General features: G+C 65.6%; 14 protein-coding genes and 1 pseudogene. 6 read left to right on the forward strand and 9 right to left on the reverse strand.

Annotated elements, in window-relative coordinates; all coding sequences use genetic code 11:
* On the reverse strand, positions 1–1,384 hold a 1,384-nt coding region (locus tag AC1D00_RS05415; protein WP_477009945.1), incomplete at its 3' end, for a TonB-dependent receptor plug domain-containing protein.
* Position 1,385: 1 nt separating this feature from the next.
* Between AC1D00_RS05415 and AC1D00_RS05420 the strand changes: the two genes are divergently transcribed.
* The 3 genes and pseudogenes from AC1D00_RS05420 to AC1D00_RS05430 all read left to right on the forward strand — a co-directional run bounded on the left by AC1D00_RS05420 (position 1,386) and on the right by AC1D00_RS05430 (position 3,267).
* Complete coding sequence (locus AC1D00_RS05420) at positions 1,386–1,724, forward strand: hypothetical protein (RefSeq protein ID WP_477009946.1); 339 nt, start codon at positions 1,386–1,388, stop codon at positions 1,722–1,724.
* Positions 1,725–1,848: 124 nt separating this feature from the next.
* Positions 1,849–2,076, forward strand: a pseudogene (locus AC1D00_RS05425) (BamA/TamA family outer membrane protein); the annotation flags it as partial.
* Positions 2,077–2,334: 258 nt separating this feature from the next.
* Complete coding sequence (locus tag AC1D00_RS05430; protein ID WP_477009947.1) at positions 2,335–3,267, forward strand: helix-turn-helix domain-containing protein; 933 nt, start codon at positions 2,335–2,337, stop codon at positions 3,265–3,267.
* A 19-nt stretch (positions 3,268–3,286) separates the two neighbouring features.
* Here the strand turns inward: AC1D00_RS05430 and AC1D00_RS05435 are convergent, their stop codons facing one another.
* The 8 genes from AC1D00_RS05435 to AC1D00_RS05470 all read right to left on the reverse strand — a co-directional run bounded on the left by AC1D00_RS05435 (position 3,287) and on the right by AC1D00_RS05470 (position 11,080).
* On the reverse strand, positions 3,287–4,213 hold the full coding sequence (locus tag AC1D00_RS05435) for a catalase family peroxidase (RefSeq protein WP_477009948.1): 927 nt from the start codon (positions 4,211–4,213) through the stop codon (positions 3,287–3,289).
* Between the two features lie 145 nt (positions 4,214–4,358).
* Complete coding sequence (locus AC1D00_RS05440; RefSeq protein WP_477009949.1) at positions 4,359–5,072, reverse strand: phosphoribosyltransferase; 714 nt, start codon at positions 5,070–5,072, stop codon at positions 4,359–4,361.
* A gap of 18 nt (positions 5,073–5,090) precedes the next feature.
* Positions 5,091–6,323, reverse strand: a complete 1,233-nt coding sequence (locus tag AC1D00_RS05445; protein WP_477009950.1) for a hydantoinase/carbamoylase family amidase — start codon at positions 6,321–6,323, stop codon at positions 5,091–5,093.
* On the reverse strand, positions 6,316–7,101 hold the full coding sequence (locus AC1D00_RS05450) for an ABC transporter ATP-binding protein (protein ID WP_477009951.1): 786 nt from the start codon (positions 7,099–7,101) through the stop codon (positions 6,316–6,318). The genes AC1D00_RS05445 and AC1D00_RS05450 overlap by 8 nt, the downstream gene beginning before the upstream one ends.
* Entirely contained in the window at positions 7,098–7,871 is a 774-nt protein-coding gene (locus AC1D00_RS05455; RefSeq protein WP_027546432.1) for an ABC transporter permease, read from the reverse strand. Before AC1D00_RS05455 ends, AC1D00_RS05450 begins: the two co-directional genes overlap by 4 nt.
* 70 nt (positions 7,872–7,941) lie before the next feature.
* The gene (locus tag AC1D00_RS05460) at positions 7,942–8,886 is read right to left on the reverse strand and encodes an ABC transporter substrate-binding protein (RefSeq protein WP_477009952.1); all 945 of its coding nucleotides are present in this window, start codon (positions 8,884–8,886) and stop codon (positions 7,942–7,944) included.
* A 110-nt stretch (positions 8,887–8,996) separates the two neighbouring features.
* On the reverse strand, positions 8,997–9,725 hold the full coding sequence (gene hutC, locus AC1D00_RS05465) for a histidine utilization repressor (RefSeq protein WP_027546434.1): 729 nt from the start codon (positions 9,723–9,725) through the stop codon (positions 8,997–8,999).
* The gene (locus tag AC1D00_RS05470; protein WP_477009953.1) at positions 9,722–11,080 is read right to left on the reverse strand and encodes a formimidoylglutamate deiminase; all 1,359 of its coding nucleotides are present in this window, start codon (positions 11,078–11,080) and stop codon (positions 9,722–9,724) included. The genes hutC and AC1D00_RS05470 overlap by 4 nt, the downstream gene beginning before the upstream one ends.
* A gap of 99 nt (positions 11,081–11,179) precedes the next feature.
* Between AC1D00_RS05470 and hutI the strand changes: the two genes are divergently transcribed.
* The 3 genes from hutI to hutU form a co-directional block, all read left to right on the forward strand.
* Positions 11,180–12,394: an imidazolonepropionase gene (gene hutI, locus AC1D00_RS05475; protein ID WP_477009954.1), complete on the forward strand. Its 1,215-nt coding sequence runs from the start codon at positions 11,180–11,182 to the stop codon at positions 12,392–12,394.
* Complete coding sequence (gene hutH / locus AC1D00_RS05480) at positions 12,391–13,950, forward strand: histidine ammonia-lyase (protein WP_477009955.1); 1,560 nt, start codon at positions 12,391–12,393, stop codon at positions 13,948–13,950. The genes hutI and hutH overlap by 4 nt, the downstream gene beginning before the upstream one ends.
* Before the next feature lie 13 nt (positions 13,951–13,963).
* Positions 13,964–15,356 (forward strand): urocanate hydratase (hutU, locus tag AC1D00_RS05485; RefSeq protein WP_477009956.1); only part of this gene is annotated, 1,393 nt, incomplete at its 3' end.

Here is a 15,356-nt window from a genome sequence, read left to right on the forward strand (position 1 = left end):
GGGCTGAACGACGTGGCGTAGCTGACATAGGCGCAACGCCGCTGTCGAACAGATAGCTCAGGCCGGCGCGACCGGTGAAGGCCGAAGGCTTCTGGGTGACCGGAGTTCCGTCGAGAGTCGTCGTCGTGCTCTGCGAGACCCAGCTCTGGCGGCCATTGAGCGTCAGAATGAATCCTCCGAGCCTGGCCTGCTCCTGCACATAGACCCCCATCTCGTCGATCGACTGTTTGGTGAAGATCGAGAATGCCGGCGAGGCGATCGCCTGCGCGCCGTAGTTCATGGTCAGAAGGTTGAGATCTGGCGCCGCTCCCCATCCGATCCTGTCGTCGTAGTAGGAATGACTGTAGTCGGTGCCGAACAGGACGGTATTCTTGACCGAGCCGAGCGTGAACTTGGCTTCGGCCTGATTGTCGAGAGTCGCGGTCCTGAAATTGTCCTGGATTCGCCAGGCCGAACGCGTCGCGGTGTGGGTCGCGTCGTCGATCTTGTCAATCTGGACGTATTTCGCGTCCGTGTTGACCTGATAGAACCGGAAATTCTGCCGTACGGTCCATGTGTCGTTGACGTTGTGCTCGAACGCATAACCGATGCGGAACTGTTGCTGGTCCATGGCGCTGAACGCCGGGTCGTTCGAGTAGATGTTGGTCAGCTTGCCATCGGCTGTACGAGCGTTTCCGATGCTCGCAGCGGTGCGGCTGGTCTGATATTCGCCGAGGATCGTGAACGACGTATCGAGGTTCGGCTTCCAGGTCAGGGCAGGTGCAATGTAGGCGCGGTCGTCGTCATTGCCGGGAAACCAGGTCTTGGCGTCGCGCAGCAAGCCCGTCAGCCGGTAGTACAATTGGTCGCTGCCGGGGACCGGTCCGCYGACGTCGAAGCTGCCCTGGTAGCGATCGTAATTGCCGGTCTGCAACTGGACTTCGCCGAACGCTGTCATCGGCGGCCGCTTCGTCGTGACATCGACGATGCCGCCCGGAGAGCCGAGGCCGTAAAGGCCGGAGGCCGGCCCCCGGAGAATCGACACGCTCTCGAGCCCATAGGGCTCGATCTTGGGAATGGCGAAATTGCCGCCGCCCTGACGCAGGCCATCCCTATAGATGCCCGTATAGGTCACGTCAAAGCCGCGAATGTAGAAGCTGTCGAAGCGCGGATCGTATCCGAATGCCGAGGTCGTGACGCCGGGCGTGTAGTTGACGGCGTCCTTGAGCGTCTGGACGTTGCGATCCTCGAGCTCCTTCCTGGTCACGACCGAGAGAGACTGCGGCGTCTCGATCAGCGGCGTGTTGGTCTTGGTGCCGGCAGCGCTGCTGGTCGCGACATAGCCGGTCGTCGCACCATTCGCGCCTCCGGCCTCCTGCGGAGTCCGGTTCGGATCGGCCGCCACGTTGGCGCGCCGGCTCGTCGAGGCCGCAGGCGAAGATCGTGGGCGCCGATTGGACGCGGCGGTGCTGCGCGTCTTCGGTGCGTCCGGCGCTTCGACGGTGACCGGTGGCAAATTGCTGCTCTGGGCCTGCGCCTGGGAAGGCGAGAGTTCAACCGATACGAATGCGACCGAACCAAGCATCGTCATGTTGATCGCAGCTGCGGTGCCAAACCAACGATGTTTCCTCTCCCACAAAGCAACGCCCACCGATGATGATCCCCAATTTCGCCGAACTGACATCGCGCGAACGCGCGCAGCTGCATGCTGGCGCGCGTCGAACGATGCGGACTTCTATTGGTGAAGCGATCGGAATTCCACACGCGCAGAATAGAATTGCTTGAACGTGCGGTGAGCGAGATTGGAATGGTTCAAGATGCGTTTGGAAAACTCGAGGCGCTCGCATGTCGCATGCGGCAGATGTGCGCACGCGGGCGTCGTCTCCGCTCGCGAGCGATCGCGGCCTTGCTTCGGCGGAGCATTGCCGCATGCGACACGATCATGACGACGGCAACGTGGTGCGCTCGTCGGTCGGCGTCGGCCTGATCTGGGTCTCGCCGTTCGGGCCGCTGCGCTTCGACTATGCCGTGCCGCTGACGAAGGGCAAATACGACAACGTCCAGGAGTTCAGGTTCGGCGGCGGCACCTCGTTCTAGCGCTGCGATACCTGCACGGGACGTCGCGGCATTTTGTCGTGCATTTGTGAAAATGCGTGATCGGCTTTCCGGATGGGCGAAATATGCAACCAGGTTGAAGTTGCCGCGAAATCGTCGTGTTTCGCTGATGGTGAACGTGCCGAAGCGACTGCTGTTTGTCTCGCGCGCGTGTGGACAGCCATTGGCGGATGTCGGATAATGCATTCCGGTAATTGCGGGGCGCTGTGGCCTGCGCTCTTCCACAGAAGGAATGACCCGATGACACAGGCAGGCGCCTACGGACAGAGGCTCGGGCAGTTCCTGCGCTTGAAGGATGCGCCGCCCTCGCTGGTCACCCGCTCGCTGCGCAGCGCCGAGCTTGCGATCACCGAAACCCGGAATGACCACCCCGAGCCTGGCCTGTCCGGATCGCTCGCCGCCGAAGACGCCTTTCTCGTCAGCCTGAAGCTCCACGACTACCCGGATTGCGAGCTCTGGGAGCGCGGCAAATGCATCATGACCGCGGACGTCCATGCGGGGACGACCTATTTGTACGACCTCAAGCGCGATCCGCGCTACGTGATCGACAAGCCGTTCCACTCCCTGTTCTTCTACATTCCACGTTCGGCGCTCGACAGCGTCGCCGAACAGTGCAACGCGCCGCGGGTTGACGAGCTCGACTGCCAGATCGGTGTTGGCCATGACGACCGAATCGTCCGCCACATCGGCGCCTCGCTGCGGGAGGGCCTGCGCCGGCCGGACGAGGCCAATCAGCTCTTCATCGATCACATGATGCTCGGGCTGACCGCCCATGTCGCCCAGACCTATGGCGGGCTCCAGCGCACGTCCGGGCTCGCGCGCGGCGGTCTCGCGCCATGGCAGGCGAAACGCGCCTGCGAGAGGCTCGAGTCGGACCTCGGCGGCAAGCTCTCGTTGCAGAGGATCGCGGCCGAGCTCGACCTTTCGGTCAGCCATTTCTCCCGCGCGTTTCGAATCTCGGTCGGTGTGCCGCCGCACCAATGGCTGCTTCAGCAACGCGTGAAGGCCGCCAAGCAGTTGATGAGCGTCCGCGACCTGCCGCTGTCGGAGATCGCGATCTCGGCCGGGTTTGCCAACCAGAGTCACTTCACGCGCGTGTTCTCCTCGATCGTCGGCATCAGCCCGGCAGCGTGGCGCCGCGAGTCGCTCGGCGCGTCGAACGGCGAGACGTGAAGCCGGACGCCTTCCGTCCTCAGCGGCGTTTCGCGAGTGAGATCGCGTAGGCGGCCCGCCGCGCCGCAAAGATCTCGTCCGGCGGATGACCGATGCCATCGGCGAGATTGGCCGGATTGAAGATGGAGGCGTCGCAGGCCTGGTCCGGCTCGAGGCCCGTGATCACGATCGTGCCCAGGCGCACCTCTTCGCGATGATCCTCGTCCGGCCAGCGCATGGTCACGTCCATGGTGGGGTCGCCGGGGCGGTCGAGCAGCGCCATCACGTTGAAGCGGACATTGCCCGCAGCGATCCGCGTGCCGAGATCGTCGTGCAGGAAGTCGGCCGGCTTCGTCCTGGCTTCGTCCTCGGTCAGCGTGATCTCGCCGCGGGCCGGGACGACCTTGAACTTGATGAAGCGCGTCTCATTCCCCGCATTGGTCGCCGGAAAGGAATGCACGCCCCAATAGGTCGTGCCGGCAAAGCTTCCGGGCAGCGGACGCGCGGCGACGTAGTTCGCCTGGTTGAGCGTTTCGGGATTGGCCGCCGAGAAAGCCTTGACCTTCGCCATGTCCGGCTTGCCATCAGGTCCCGGGATGCGCGCCTCGAGGAAGGCCAGCATCTGGTCGAGCGTTCGAGCAAAGTGCACAGGCGCGCTTTCCGCGAGAAKATCCGAGCGGTGATCGCCATCGCCAAGCTTGAAGCTGAAGCCGCGCAGCACCAGATTGTTGGTGTCGGCTACGCTGGGATTGCCGCCGCCGACCGAGAAGCGCGCCAGCACCCGCGATGGTCCTGTGAAGCTCTGCGATCGCGTGACTTCTCCCGCCCGGTCCGACGGGGTGTAGGTACCGCGAACGCACCAGCCCTTGGCGAAACTGGCGCGCACCTTTGGCGGGTTGCCGGCGACGGCCTTCAGGGCGTCGACGATGGAAGCGGGCGTTGCGGCATCGTTCGGGCTTTCGGCCATGGTGGATCTCTCGCATCTGCGAGCCGGATTCTAGCCGCGATGCGGACCCGCGATCTTTCCCAAAGCGGTCAGGTTTTGCCCGATCCTGCTCAAGACACATGCCTCGCGATGGCCCGCGTGCCGATGCTCGCAATCGCCTGACCAATCAGGGAATGTCGGGTTGCGTCTCCGCCAGCGGTATCCAGCCGCCCTCGCCACGTTGGAAGAGCGGGCACCCGAAGACTGCGCGAACCGGAAGTGCCGTGGTCGAGGCCTGCCAGCGATTGGTCTGCTTCATCGCGACGACCATGCCGGCAATTTCGACGCCGACCTTCTGCAACAGGCGCACCGCCGCGAGCGCAGTCGCGCCGGTCGAGATCGCATCGTCGATCAGCACCACGCGGCGGCCCTCGATCAGGGGCAGCAGGTTCGGATCGAGCCGCAGCTTTTTGCCGGCGTCGGGGCTGGTGATTGAACTCACGGGCTCGGACAGCGCGTCGTCGTACCAGAATTTGCGCGAATAGCCGAGCGGGACATAGCGCGGCTGTCCGAGCCGTTCGGCGACCTCCGATGCGAAGGCAAGACCAAGGGTCGGGAGCCCGACAACGATTTCGGCATCGAATGTGCGCGCCTGCGTCGCCATATGGTCCGCCAGCGCCGCCACAACGAGGTTTGAAGCTTGATTGGCAATGAGTGAGGCGACGGCGCGATCGCCATCGGGCAACTCGCGCAGCGGCAAGACGAGGACGCGGCCGCAGGGCAGGGTGGCGGGATACCCGAAGCGATAGGGGGGCGTCGCCGGGAAACGTGCAGGGATCTCCGGCGTCAGATCCTGCCAATAGCCCGTCGTAGCCTCGGTATAGGGTTCACTTGCGGTCATGATGCCGGCATCAGACGCCTAACCCCCGAGGATTCGCCGGCAGGCGTCGACGAACACCTGCGCGCCCGTGACGATGTCGGCGTCCGCGGTGTTCTCGGTCCAGTGATGGCTGATGCCGCCGATTGACGGCACGAACAGCATCCCCGCGGGCATGATGGTCGCGAGCAACTGCGCGTCGTGGCCGGCGCCGCTGGGCATACGGATCGACCGTCCGCCGGCGACGGCCTTGCTCGCAGCTTCGATCGCGTCCTGAAAACCGGAGTTCATCATGGCGGGTGCACCGGTCCGCAGTTTCTCCACGCTCACGGTACAGCGACCGCTCGCGTTGACCTCGTCCGCCATGGCCTTCAGCAATCCCTCCAGCCGTGCGATGACCGCCGGGTTGTCGTCGCGGATCTGGAACAGCATTTCGGCGCCACCCGGAATGATGCTCGGCGCGCCCGGGTCGAGTGTGATGCGGCCCGTGGTCCAGACCGTGCGCGGACCGCACGCGGCCGGGAAGCGCTCGTCGATCGCGACGCAGAATTTGGCCAGCGCGAGGCCGGCATCCTTGCGTGCAGCCATGCGGGTGGTGCCGGCGTGGTTCTGCTCGCCGACGAAATTGATCTGGTACTGCCAGATGCCGACGATCGAGGTCACGACGCCGACCGCGAGCCGCCCGCTTTCGAGCGTATCACCCTGCTCGATATGCGCCTCCAGATATCCGACGTGCCGTCCCGGTTCGGCGGCGATGCGTGGGCGTCCGGCGAGCCCCATGTCGGCGAGCGCATCGCGCATGGTGCGGCCGCTGGTGCGGTCGCGCGCAGCATCGATATCGGCCTCGGTCACTTGCCCGACATAGGAGCGCGAGCCGAGGAAATGCCCGAAGTGTCCTTCCTCGTCGCACCAGGCGGCGACTTCGACCGCGCCCTTCACGGAAGGATCGGCATTGAGCACCCGCGCAGCCTCGAGCGCGTAGACGACACCGAGCGGACCATCGAGCCAGCCGGCGTAGTTCTGGCTTTCGAGGTGCGAGCCCGCCAGAAGCTTCGGGCCGGGCTTGGTGCTCGTCCCGAACACATTGCCGATGCCGTCAACGGCGGCGGAGAGACCCGCATCGGGCAGCTTCTGCGCCAGCCAGTCCAGTGAAAGCTTGTGCGGCTCGGAGAAGGTCGGCTTGTGCACGCCGGTCTTGTAGGCACCGATGGCACGGAGCGCGTTGAGATCAGCGAGAACGCGCGCGCCGTCGAAGGAGGGACGATTGTCAGGCATGTTCGGCAACCTTCAACGCCTCGGTACGGATTTCCTCGACCAGCCGTTCCTTGAGCTGGACGAATTCCGGCGTGGTCTTGATCTTGTAGGAGCGCGGATGCGGCAGGTCTATGGCAATCTCGGCCTTGATGCGGCCGGGGCGCGCGCTCATGACGACGACGCGGCTGCCGAGGAAGATCGCCTCCTCGATGTCGTGCGTCACGAACAGCACGGTCTTCTGATCGCGCTCCCAGATCCCGAGCAGCATTTCCTGCATCAAGGCGCGGGTCTGGTTGTCGAGCGCGCCGAAGGGCTCGTCGAGCAGCAGAATCTTCGGATCATTGGCCAGCGCGCGGGCGATTGCCGTGCGCTGCTGCATGCCCCCGGAGAGCTGCTTCGGCCAGTGGTTCTCGAAGCCGGACAATCCGACCTGGCGGATGAAGGCGTCGGCGATCTTGTGCCGCTCGTCCTGCGATACGCCGCGCTCGCGCAGGCCGAAGGCGATGTTCTCGCGCACGGTGAGCCAGGGAAACAGCGTGTAGGACTGGAACACCATGCCGCGATCCGCGCCCGGGCCGGTCACCTCGCGCCCGTCGAGCGTGACGCTGCCGCCGGTCGGCCGGTCGAGGCCGGCGACGATGCGAAGCAGCGTGGACTTGCCGCAGCCGGAGGGGCCGAGGATGGTGACGAAGTCGTTGTTGCCGATGGTGAGGTCGGTCGGCTCGAGCGCTCTCGTTGGCGCATTGCCGTGGCGCGCGGGGAAGGTCCGTGAGACCTGTTCGATCTTCAGCGTCGTCATGCGAGCTTCCACGGAAACAGCCAGGCGTTGAACGCCTTGAACAGGAAGTCGGAGACGAGGCCGATCAGCCCGATCACGATGATGCCGAAGATGATCTGGCCGGTGTTGAGCAGCGCCTGGCTGTCGGTGATCATGTGGCCGATGCCGGAGGACGAGCCGATCAGCTCGGCGACGATGACATAGGTCCAGGCCCAGCCCAGCACCAGCCGCAGGATCTCGGCGATCTCGGGCGCGGAGGAGGGCAGCAGCACACGGCGGATGATGCCGCGGTCGCTGGCCCCGAGCGTATAGGCCGCTTCGACCAGGTCGCGGCGCGTCGCGCCGACGGTCACCGCGACCATCAGGATCACCTGAAACACCGAGCCGATGAAGATGACGAGCAGCTTTTGCAGCTCGCCGATGCCGGCCCACAGGATCAGCAGCGGGATGAAGGCGGAGGCGGGCAGGTAGCGCGCAAAGGAGACGAACGGTTCGAGAAAGGCCTCGACCGGCTTGTAGGCGCCCATCAGCACGCCGAACGGCACTGCAATGATCGCGGCGAGCGCGAAGCCGCCGACGACGCGCCAGATCGTCATGCCGATGTCGAACACGAAGCCTTGCTTCGTCAGCAGGTCGAAACCTTCCTGCACCATCGTCAACGGGTTGGCGAGAAAGGTCTTCGACACATGGCCGCCGAAGGTCGCCCACGACCAGAGGGCAACGAACAGCACGAAGAACGCGAGGCCATAGGCCACGCGTTGCCTCGATGTCACGGGATCCAGGGGACGCATCAAACTGTCTATCCGAATAGTCGATCAGGCGCCGGCTCCGCCTCCTGGCGGAACCGGCAGCTTGCAGAAGTTACTTGATGAAGCTGGCGTCGTAGAGGTCCTCGACCTTCGGCGCGGCCTTGATGATGCCGATCTCGAGCAGGAGCTCGGCCGCGTCCTTGTTGAAGGTCAGGAAATCACCGGCGAAGAACTTCTGGTTCGCGGCCTTGTCCTGCCAGCGCAGGTACTTCGCCGAGTTACCGAACTGCTCGCCGGTCTGCTTCACGTCCGCGCCCATGATCTCATAGGCCTTGGCCTGGTCCTTGGCGATCATGTCGAGCGCCTCGAAATAGCTGTTGGCGAGCGCCTGCGCGGCCTTCGGATTCTCGCTCAGGAATTTCGGCGTGCAGCCAAACGTGTCCATCACGATCGGATAGTCCAGCGTGGTGGCGATGATCTTGCCCTTGTCGGGTGCGGCGCGCACGGTCGACAGATACGGCTCGTAGGTCATCGCGGCGTCGTTCTGGCCGGAGACGAAGGCCTGCGCCGCCGCGGCGGGCTCGAGATTCACCACGGTCACGTCCTTCGTGGTGAGGCCGTTCTTCTTGAGCATCCAGGCCAGCGCGAAATACGGCGAGGTGCCGGGCGCGGAGGCCGCAACCGTCTTGCCCTTCAGATCCTTGATCGCGGCGGTGTCGTTGCGCACGGCCATGCCGTCGGCGCCATAGCTCTTGTCGAGCTGGAAGATCTGCTTGGTGGCGACGCCGTTGGCGTTCCAGGAGATCCAGGTCTCGACCGTGGTCGCCGCGCACTGGATGTCGCCGGAGGCAATCGCAAGGTGGCGGTCCTTCTGCGGGATCTTCTTGATCGTGACGTCGAGGCCGTTCTTCTTGAAGATGCCGGMTTCCTTCGCCAGCGTCAGCGGCGCGAAGCCGGTCCATCCGGAGATGCCGACGCCGACCTTGACGTCGTCGGCGAGCACCGGAGTGGAGGCCGCAAGGGCAATGATTGTCACGAATACTTTCGAATTACGCATGATTGTCGTCCTCTTGCCGATCGATGGATTGACGTCCTGTTGATCTGTTCGTGTCGGTCCATGCAGACCGTTGCCCGAAGCGTTGCACGATTTGTGCCGACATTGGTCTCTCAGCCTCCCTTGAATCGGGCGACAAGGCGGTGAGAGTCACCGGGATAGAGCAGCCGCACCGCGGTGATCGTGCGTGTGCTGCGCCACGTGTAGCGGTCGATCACGAGGCAGGGCGCGCCGACGGCGATGTCGAGCGCCTGCGCCGCGCGATCGTCCGCAACGATGGCGCTGATCGTATGCTCGGCCTCTGTCCATGGGACATGGTGAAGCAGCCACGAGCCCGGCGGTTCGCGCGAGAAGTCCGCGGTCGCAGCATTCGGCACGGACGAGAGATCGATCAGCCTGTCCTCGACGGCAAACGGCACGTTGTCGGCGCTGTGGCGGCAGGCGATCGCGACCACCTTGCCGGCCTTCTTCACGCCGAGACGGTCGCGGTCGGCCGCGGTCGCCATGCGCAGCTTGCGATGGATCAGCTCGTAGCCGTAAGCGCGGCCGAGTGCGGTGATCTCGGCGCGGATATCGGCAATCTTGAGCACCGCCGACTGATGCTGCGGCCGGCGCACGAAGGAGCCGGCGCGCCGCCGCCGCTCGATCAGATCGGCCTGCGCGAGTTCCGACAGCGCCTTGTTTACGGTCATGCGCGAGCAGCCGTAGCGTGCCACCAGTTCGTGCTCGAACGGAATGCGATGACCCGGCGGCCACTCGCCGGTCAAAATGCGCTTCTCGATGTCGGCGCGGATGCGCTTGTAGAGCGTCGGCTGGTCGGCGCCGTCTGTGGCGAGGCTCATGCGAGGAGCCTCCGCACCGATGCGTTGAAGCGCTCGCGCGCGGCCTGACGCAGCCGGTGCCGTCCGCCCTCGACGACCTTGTCGCCGCCGGCCCAGACGCAGTCGATCGCGCCGCTGCCTGCCGCAAAGATCCAGCCGTCGATGGCCGCATCGCCCTGACGCCCTGCGAGCGACGGATGCGCGGAGTCGAGCGTGACGATGTCGGCGCGCGCGCCCGGGGTCAGACCGGCGGGCGGCTGCGCAAGTGCCTGCGAGCCGCCGGCGAGGGCTTGATCGAACAGCGTGCGTCCGGTCGAGGCGCCCGCGCCGCCGGATAGCACGTTGCGCTGGCGATGCTTCAGCCGCTGGCCGTATTCGAGCTGGCGCAGCTCGTCGGCGACACCGACCAGCACATTGGAATCGGTGCCGACGCCGAACCGGCCGCCGGCATCGAGGAATTCGCGGGCTGGAAAAATGCCGTCGCCGAGGCTCGCTTCGGTGATGGGGCAGAGGCCGGCAACGGCGCCTGTCTTGGCGAGCGCGATGACCTCCTCGTTCGTCGTGTGGGTCGCGTGGATGAGGCACCAGCGTTGATCGACCGGTGCGTGCTCCAGCAGCCATTGCACCGGGCGCCGGCTCGACCATGCCAGGCAATCCTCGACTTCCTTGACCTGCTCTGCGGCGTGAATGTGCACAGGGCCGCCGTCGGCGAGCGGAATGATCGCCGCGAGCTCGTCCGGCGCCACCGCGCGCAAACTGTGCGGCGCGATGCCGATATTGGCTCCTGGCAATGCTGCGATCGCTCTACGCGACGCAGCCATCAGCGCCGCGAACCGATCGACCGAGCAGATGAAGCGGCGTTGGCCGGCATGTGGTGCCGCGCCCCCAAAAGAGCCATGCGCATAAAAACTCGGCAGCAGCGTCAGCGCAATACCCGACGCTTCGGCGGCCTGTGCAATGCGCGTGGCCATTTCGGCGAGGTCGGCGTAGGGCGAGCCGTCGCGATCGTGATGCAGATAGTGGAATTCGCCGACGCGGGTAAATCCCTGCTCCAGCATTTCGACATAAAGCAGCGTTGCGACGGCCGCGACATCGTCCGGCGTCATCGCCAGCGCAAAGTGATACATCGTCTCGCGCCAGGTCCAGAACGTGTCGGTCGAATCGCCGCGCTGTTCCGCAAGTCCCGCCATGCCGCGCTGGAAGGCGTGGCTGTGCAGGCTCGCCAGCCCCGGAAGCGCGATTTGGTGGCGCTCGTCACCGACGGCCGGTGCCACGCCCTGTGTCACCGCCGCGATCGCGCCGGCGGCGATCACCACCTGCACGTCATTGGCCCAGCCCGAGGGCAGGAGCGCGGAGGCGAAATGCAGTCGGGTCATGATTACACGCCGGCTGGACAGAACCGGCTTACGATTATATGTCTAGACATATAAGTCAAGCATCCCAGGGCGCAGGGACATCCGCGAAGGGACAGTTGCATGGCAGAGCGCTTCGACCGGATCTGGCACAATGCCCGCCTCGCCACGATGCGGGCCGATCGCCCCGATCTCGGCGAGATCGAGCACGGCGTGATTGCCGCGCGCGGGGGCCACATCGTCTATGCGGGTGCCGCGGCGGACTTTCCGGCTGACGCCGATGCCATCAAGCGGACCGATTGCGCAGGGCGCTGGATCACGCCGGGCCTCGTCGACTGCCACACCCATCTGGTCTATGGCGGCAACCGCGCACACGAGTTCGAGCTGCGTCTGAAGGGTGCAAGCTACGAGGAGATCGCGCGCGCCGGCGGCGGCATCGTCTCGACGGTGGCCGCGACGCGCAAGGCGAGCGAGGCCGAGCTCGTCGCAAGCGCGCTGCCGCGGCTCGATGCGCTGATTGGCGAGGGCGCCACCACGGTCGAGATCAAGTCGGGCTACGGCCTCGATGCCGAGACCGAGATGCGGCAGCTCGCGGCTGCGCGCAGCCTCGGCCGCCAGCGGCCGGTTGCGATCCGCACGTCCTTCCTCGGTGCCCATGCGCTGCCGGTGGAAGCCGATGGTGACAAGGATCGCTACATCGATTTCGTCTGCAAGGAGATGCTGCCCGCGGTCGCAAAGGCCGGCCTTGCCGATGCCGTCGACGCTTTCATGGAGGGCATCGCGTTCTCGGCCGAGCAGACCGTGAGGGTGTTCGAGACGGCGAGGGGCCTTGGGCTGCCGGTCAAGCTCCATGCCGACCAATTGTCGAACCTCGGCGGTGCTGCGCTCGCGGCAAAATTCTCCGCGCTGTCGGCCGATCATCTCGAGCATACCGATGAAGCAGGTGCGGCCGCGATGGCGAAGGCCGGAACGGTGGCCGTGCTGCTGCCCGGCGCCTTCTATTTCATTCGCGAGACACAAAAGCCGCCGGTCGAGGCGTTCCGCAAGCACGGCGTTCACATGGCGCTCGCAACCGACTGCAATCCCGGCAGCTCGCCGCTGACCTCGCTGCTGCTGGCGATGAACATGGGGGCGACGTTGTTCCGGATGACGGTGGCCGAATGCCTCGCCGGCGTCACCCGCGAAGGCGCGCGGGCGCTCGGCCTGCTCCAGGAGACCGGTACGTTAGAGGCCGGCAAATGGTGCGATCTCGCGATCTGGGATATCGAGCGTCCCGCCGAGCTCGTCTATCGCATCGGCTTCAATCCGCTGCACCGCCGGGTATGGAGGGGACAGTGACGGACCAGGGCACCGCGATCGTCGTCAAACCGGGAACGGTCAGCCTGGACGAGCTCGCGCGCGTGCTTGCCGGACAGCCCGTCGTGCTCGATCCGTCGTTCTGGCCGCGTGTCGAGGCGGCCGCGGCGATCGTCGCCAAGGCGGCGCGAGCAGACGCCCCCGTCTACGGCATCAATACCGGCTTCGGAAAGCTCGCCTCGAAGCGCATCCCGCCCGCCCAGACCGCGCTGCTCCAGCGCAACCTCATCGTCTCGCATTGCTGTGGTGTCGGTCCGGCGACGCCGGAGCCGATCGTGCGGCTGATGATGGCGCTGAAGATCATCTCGCTCGGGCGCGGCGCCTCGGGCGTTCGCCGCGAGGTGATCGAGCAGTTGCAGGGAATGCTGGCGCGGGGTGTCTGTCCGCTGGTGCCGCAGCAGGGCTCGGTCGGTGCCTCCGGTGACCTCGCGCCGCTCGCGCACATGACGGCGGTCATGATCGGCGAGGGGCAGGCGATTGTCGACGGCAAGACTGTGTCGGGCGGCGAGGCACTCGCTGCCGCYGGGCTTGCGCCGCTGACGCTCGGCCCCAAGGAGGGGCTCGCGCTGATCAACGGAACGCAGTTTTCGACCGCCTATGCCATTTCGGGCGTGCTGCGCGCGTTTCATCTGGCCCGTGYAGCGCTTGTCACTGGCGCGCTGTCGGTCGATGCGGCAATGGCCTCCACGGCGCCGTTCCGCCCTGAAATCCAGGCGCTGCGCGGCCATGCCGGGCAGATCGCCGCGGCCGCGACGCTGACTGCGCTGCTCGACGGCAGCGACATCCGCCTGTCGCATCTCGAAGGCGACGAACGTGTGCAGGATCCCTATTGCCTGCGCTGCCAGCCGCAGGTCGCAGGTGCCGCGCTCGATCTGATCACGCAGGCTGCGCGAACCCTGATCGTCGAGGCCAATGCCGTCACCGACAACCCGCTCGTCCTGGTCGAGACCGGCGAGATCGTCTCCGGCGGCAATTTCCACGCCGAGCCCGTGGCGTTTGCGGCCGATACACTCGCGCTGGCGCTGTCGGAAATCGGCGYGATCAGCGAGCGGCGCATCGCGACGCTGGTCGATCCCGCGCTGAACTTCGGTCTGCCGCCGTTCCTCACGCCCGATCCCGGCATCAATTCCGGCTTCATGATCGCGGAGGTCACGGCGGCTGCGCTCTATGCCGAAAACAAGCAGCGTGCGCTCGCCTGCTCGATCGATTCGACGCCGACCAGCGCCAACCAGGAAGACCACGTGTCGATGGCCGCGCATGCGGCACGGCGCCTCGCCGATATGGCGGACAATCTCGCCGCCATCCTCGGCATCGAGCTCCTGGTCGCCGCGCAAGGCATTACGCTGCGCGCGCCGCATGCGACCAGCGCGCCGCTCGTCGCCGTCATCGCCGCGCTTCGCGAACAGGTGCCCGCGCTCGGCGCCGACCGCTACATGGCCGGCGATCTCGCCAAGGCAGCCGCACTCGTCGAGGCCGACGCGCTGCCGGCGGCTGCGATCGGCGTGCTCTCATCTGATCCATTTCCGAGACTTGCCTGAAGAGGTGTTCCGCATGAACCGCCGACTGGACAACGACCGCACCATCCGCGCGCCCCGTGGCAGCGACATCAGCGCGAAGAGCTGGCTGACGGAAGCCCCCTTGCGCATGCTGATGAACAATCTCGATCCTGATGTCGCGGAGCGCCCGAGCGAACTCGTCGTCTATGGCGGCATCGGCCGCGCCGCGCGCGACTGGGAGAGCTTTGACCGGATTACGGCGGCGTTGCGCAAGCTCGAAGACGACGAGACGTTGCTGATCCAGTCCGGCAAGCCRGTCGGCGTCTTCCGCACCCACGCCGATGCTCCGCGCGTGCTGATCGCGAACTCCAACATCGTGCCGCATTGGGCGACGCTCGACCATTTCAACGAGCTCGACCGCAAGGGCCTGATGATGTACGGCCAGATGACGGCCGGCTCCTGGATCTATATCGGCAGCCAGGGCATCGTGCAGGGCACTTACGAGACCTTCGTCGAGGTCGGCCGTCGCCATTATGGCGGCAGCCTGGCCGGCAAATGGATCCTCACCGCCGGCCTTGGCGGCATGGGCGGCGCGCAGCCGCTGGCCGCGACCATGGCCGGGGCCTCGATGCTCGCGGTTGAATGCCAGCCGAGCCGCATCGAGATGCGGCTGCGCACCGGCTATCTCGATCGCCAGGCGGCAACGCTCGACGAAGCGCTCGCGATCATGGCCGATGCTGCCAAGACGCAGAAGGCGGTCTCGGTCGGCCTGCTCGGCAATGCCGCGGAGATTTTTCCCGAGCTGGTGCGTCGCGGCGTCAAGCCCGACATCGTCACCGACCAGACCAGCGCCCATGATCCGATCAACGGCTATCTCCCCAAAGGCTGGACACTCGCCGAATGGGAGGTGAAACGCGCCTCCGATCCGAAGGCAGTCGAGCGCGCGTCGAAGACCTCGATGGTCGAGCATGTCCAGGCCATGCTGGACTTCCACGCGCAAGGAATCCCGACGCTCGACTATGGCAACAACATTCGCCAGATGGCGCAGGACATGGGCCTGAAGAACGCCTTCGATTTTCCGGGTTTCGTTCCCGCCTATATCCGCCCTCTGTTCTGCCGCGGCGTCGGGCCGTTCCGCTGGGCCGCGCTGTCGGGCGATCCCGAGGACATCTTCAAGACCGACGCCAAGGTCAAGGAGCTGATGCCTGACGATAAGCATCTGCACAACTGGCTCGACATGGCCAAGGAGCGCATCAAATTCCAGGGCTTGCCGGCGCGGATTTGCTGGGTCGGCCTCGGCGATCGTCACCGGCTCGGCCTTGCCTTCAACGAGATGGTGGCGCGCGGTGAACTCAAGGCGCCGGWCGTGATCGGCCGCGACCATCTCGACAGCGGCTCGGTGGCAAGCCCGAACCGCGAGACCGAGGCGATGAAGGACGGATCGGATG

Source organism: Bradyrhizobium sp. P2_E8 (assembly GCF_056403875.1).

Excerpts from the sequence above, each read along its gene's own strand:
- AC1D00_RS05430 (WP_477009947.1), top strand. The coding sequence starts at position 2,335 with ATGACACAGGCAGGCGCCTACGGACAGAGGCTCGGGCAGTTCCTGCGC.
- AC1D00_RS05440 (WP_477009949.1), bottom strand. The coding sequence starts at position 5,072 with ATGACCGCAAGTGAACCCTATACCGAGGCTACGACGGGCTATTGGCAG.
- AC1D00_RS05445 (WP_477009950.1), bottom strand. The coding sequence starts at position 6,323 with ATGCCTGACAATCGTCCCTCCTTCGACGGCGCGCGCGTTCTCGCTGAT.
- AC1D00_RS05450 (WP_477009951.1), bottom strand. The coding sequence starts at position 7,101 with ATGACGACGCTGAAGATCGAACAGGTCTCACGGACCTTCCCCGCGCGC.
- AC1D00_RS05455 (WP_027546432.1), bottom strand. The coding sequence starts at position 7,871 with ATGCGTCCCCTGGATCCCGTGACATCGAGGCAACGCGTGGCCTATGGC.
- hutC (WP_027546434.1), bottom strand. The coding sequence starts at position 9,725 with ATGAGCCTCGCCACAGACGGCGCCGACCAGCCGACGCTCTACAAGCGC.
- AC1D00_RS05470 (WP_477009953.1), bottom strand. The coding sequence starts at position 11,080 with ATGACCCGACTGCATTTCGCCTCCGCGCTCCTGCCCTCGGGCTGGGCC.
- hutI (WP_477009954.1), top strand. The coding sequence starts at position 11,180 with ATGGCAGAGCGCTTCGACCGGATCTGGCACAATGCCCGCCTCGCCACG.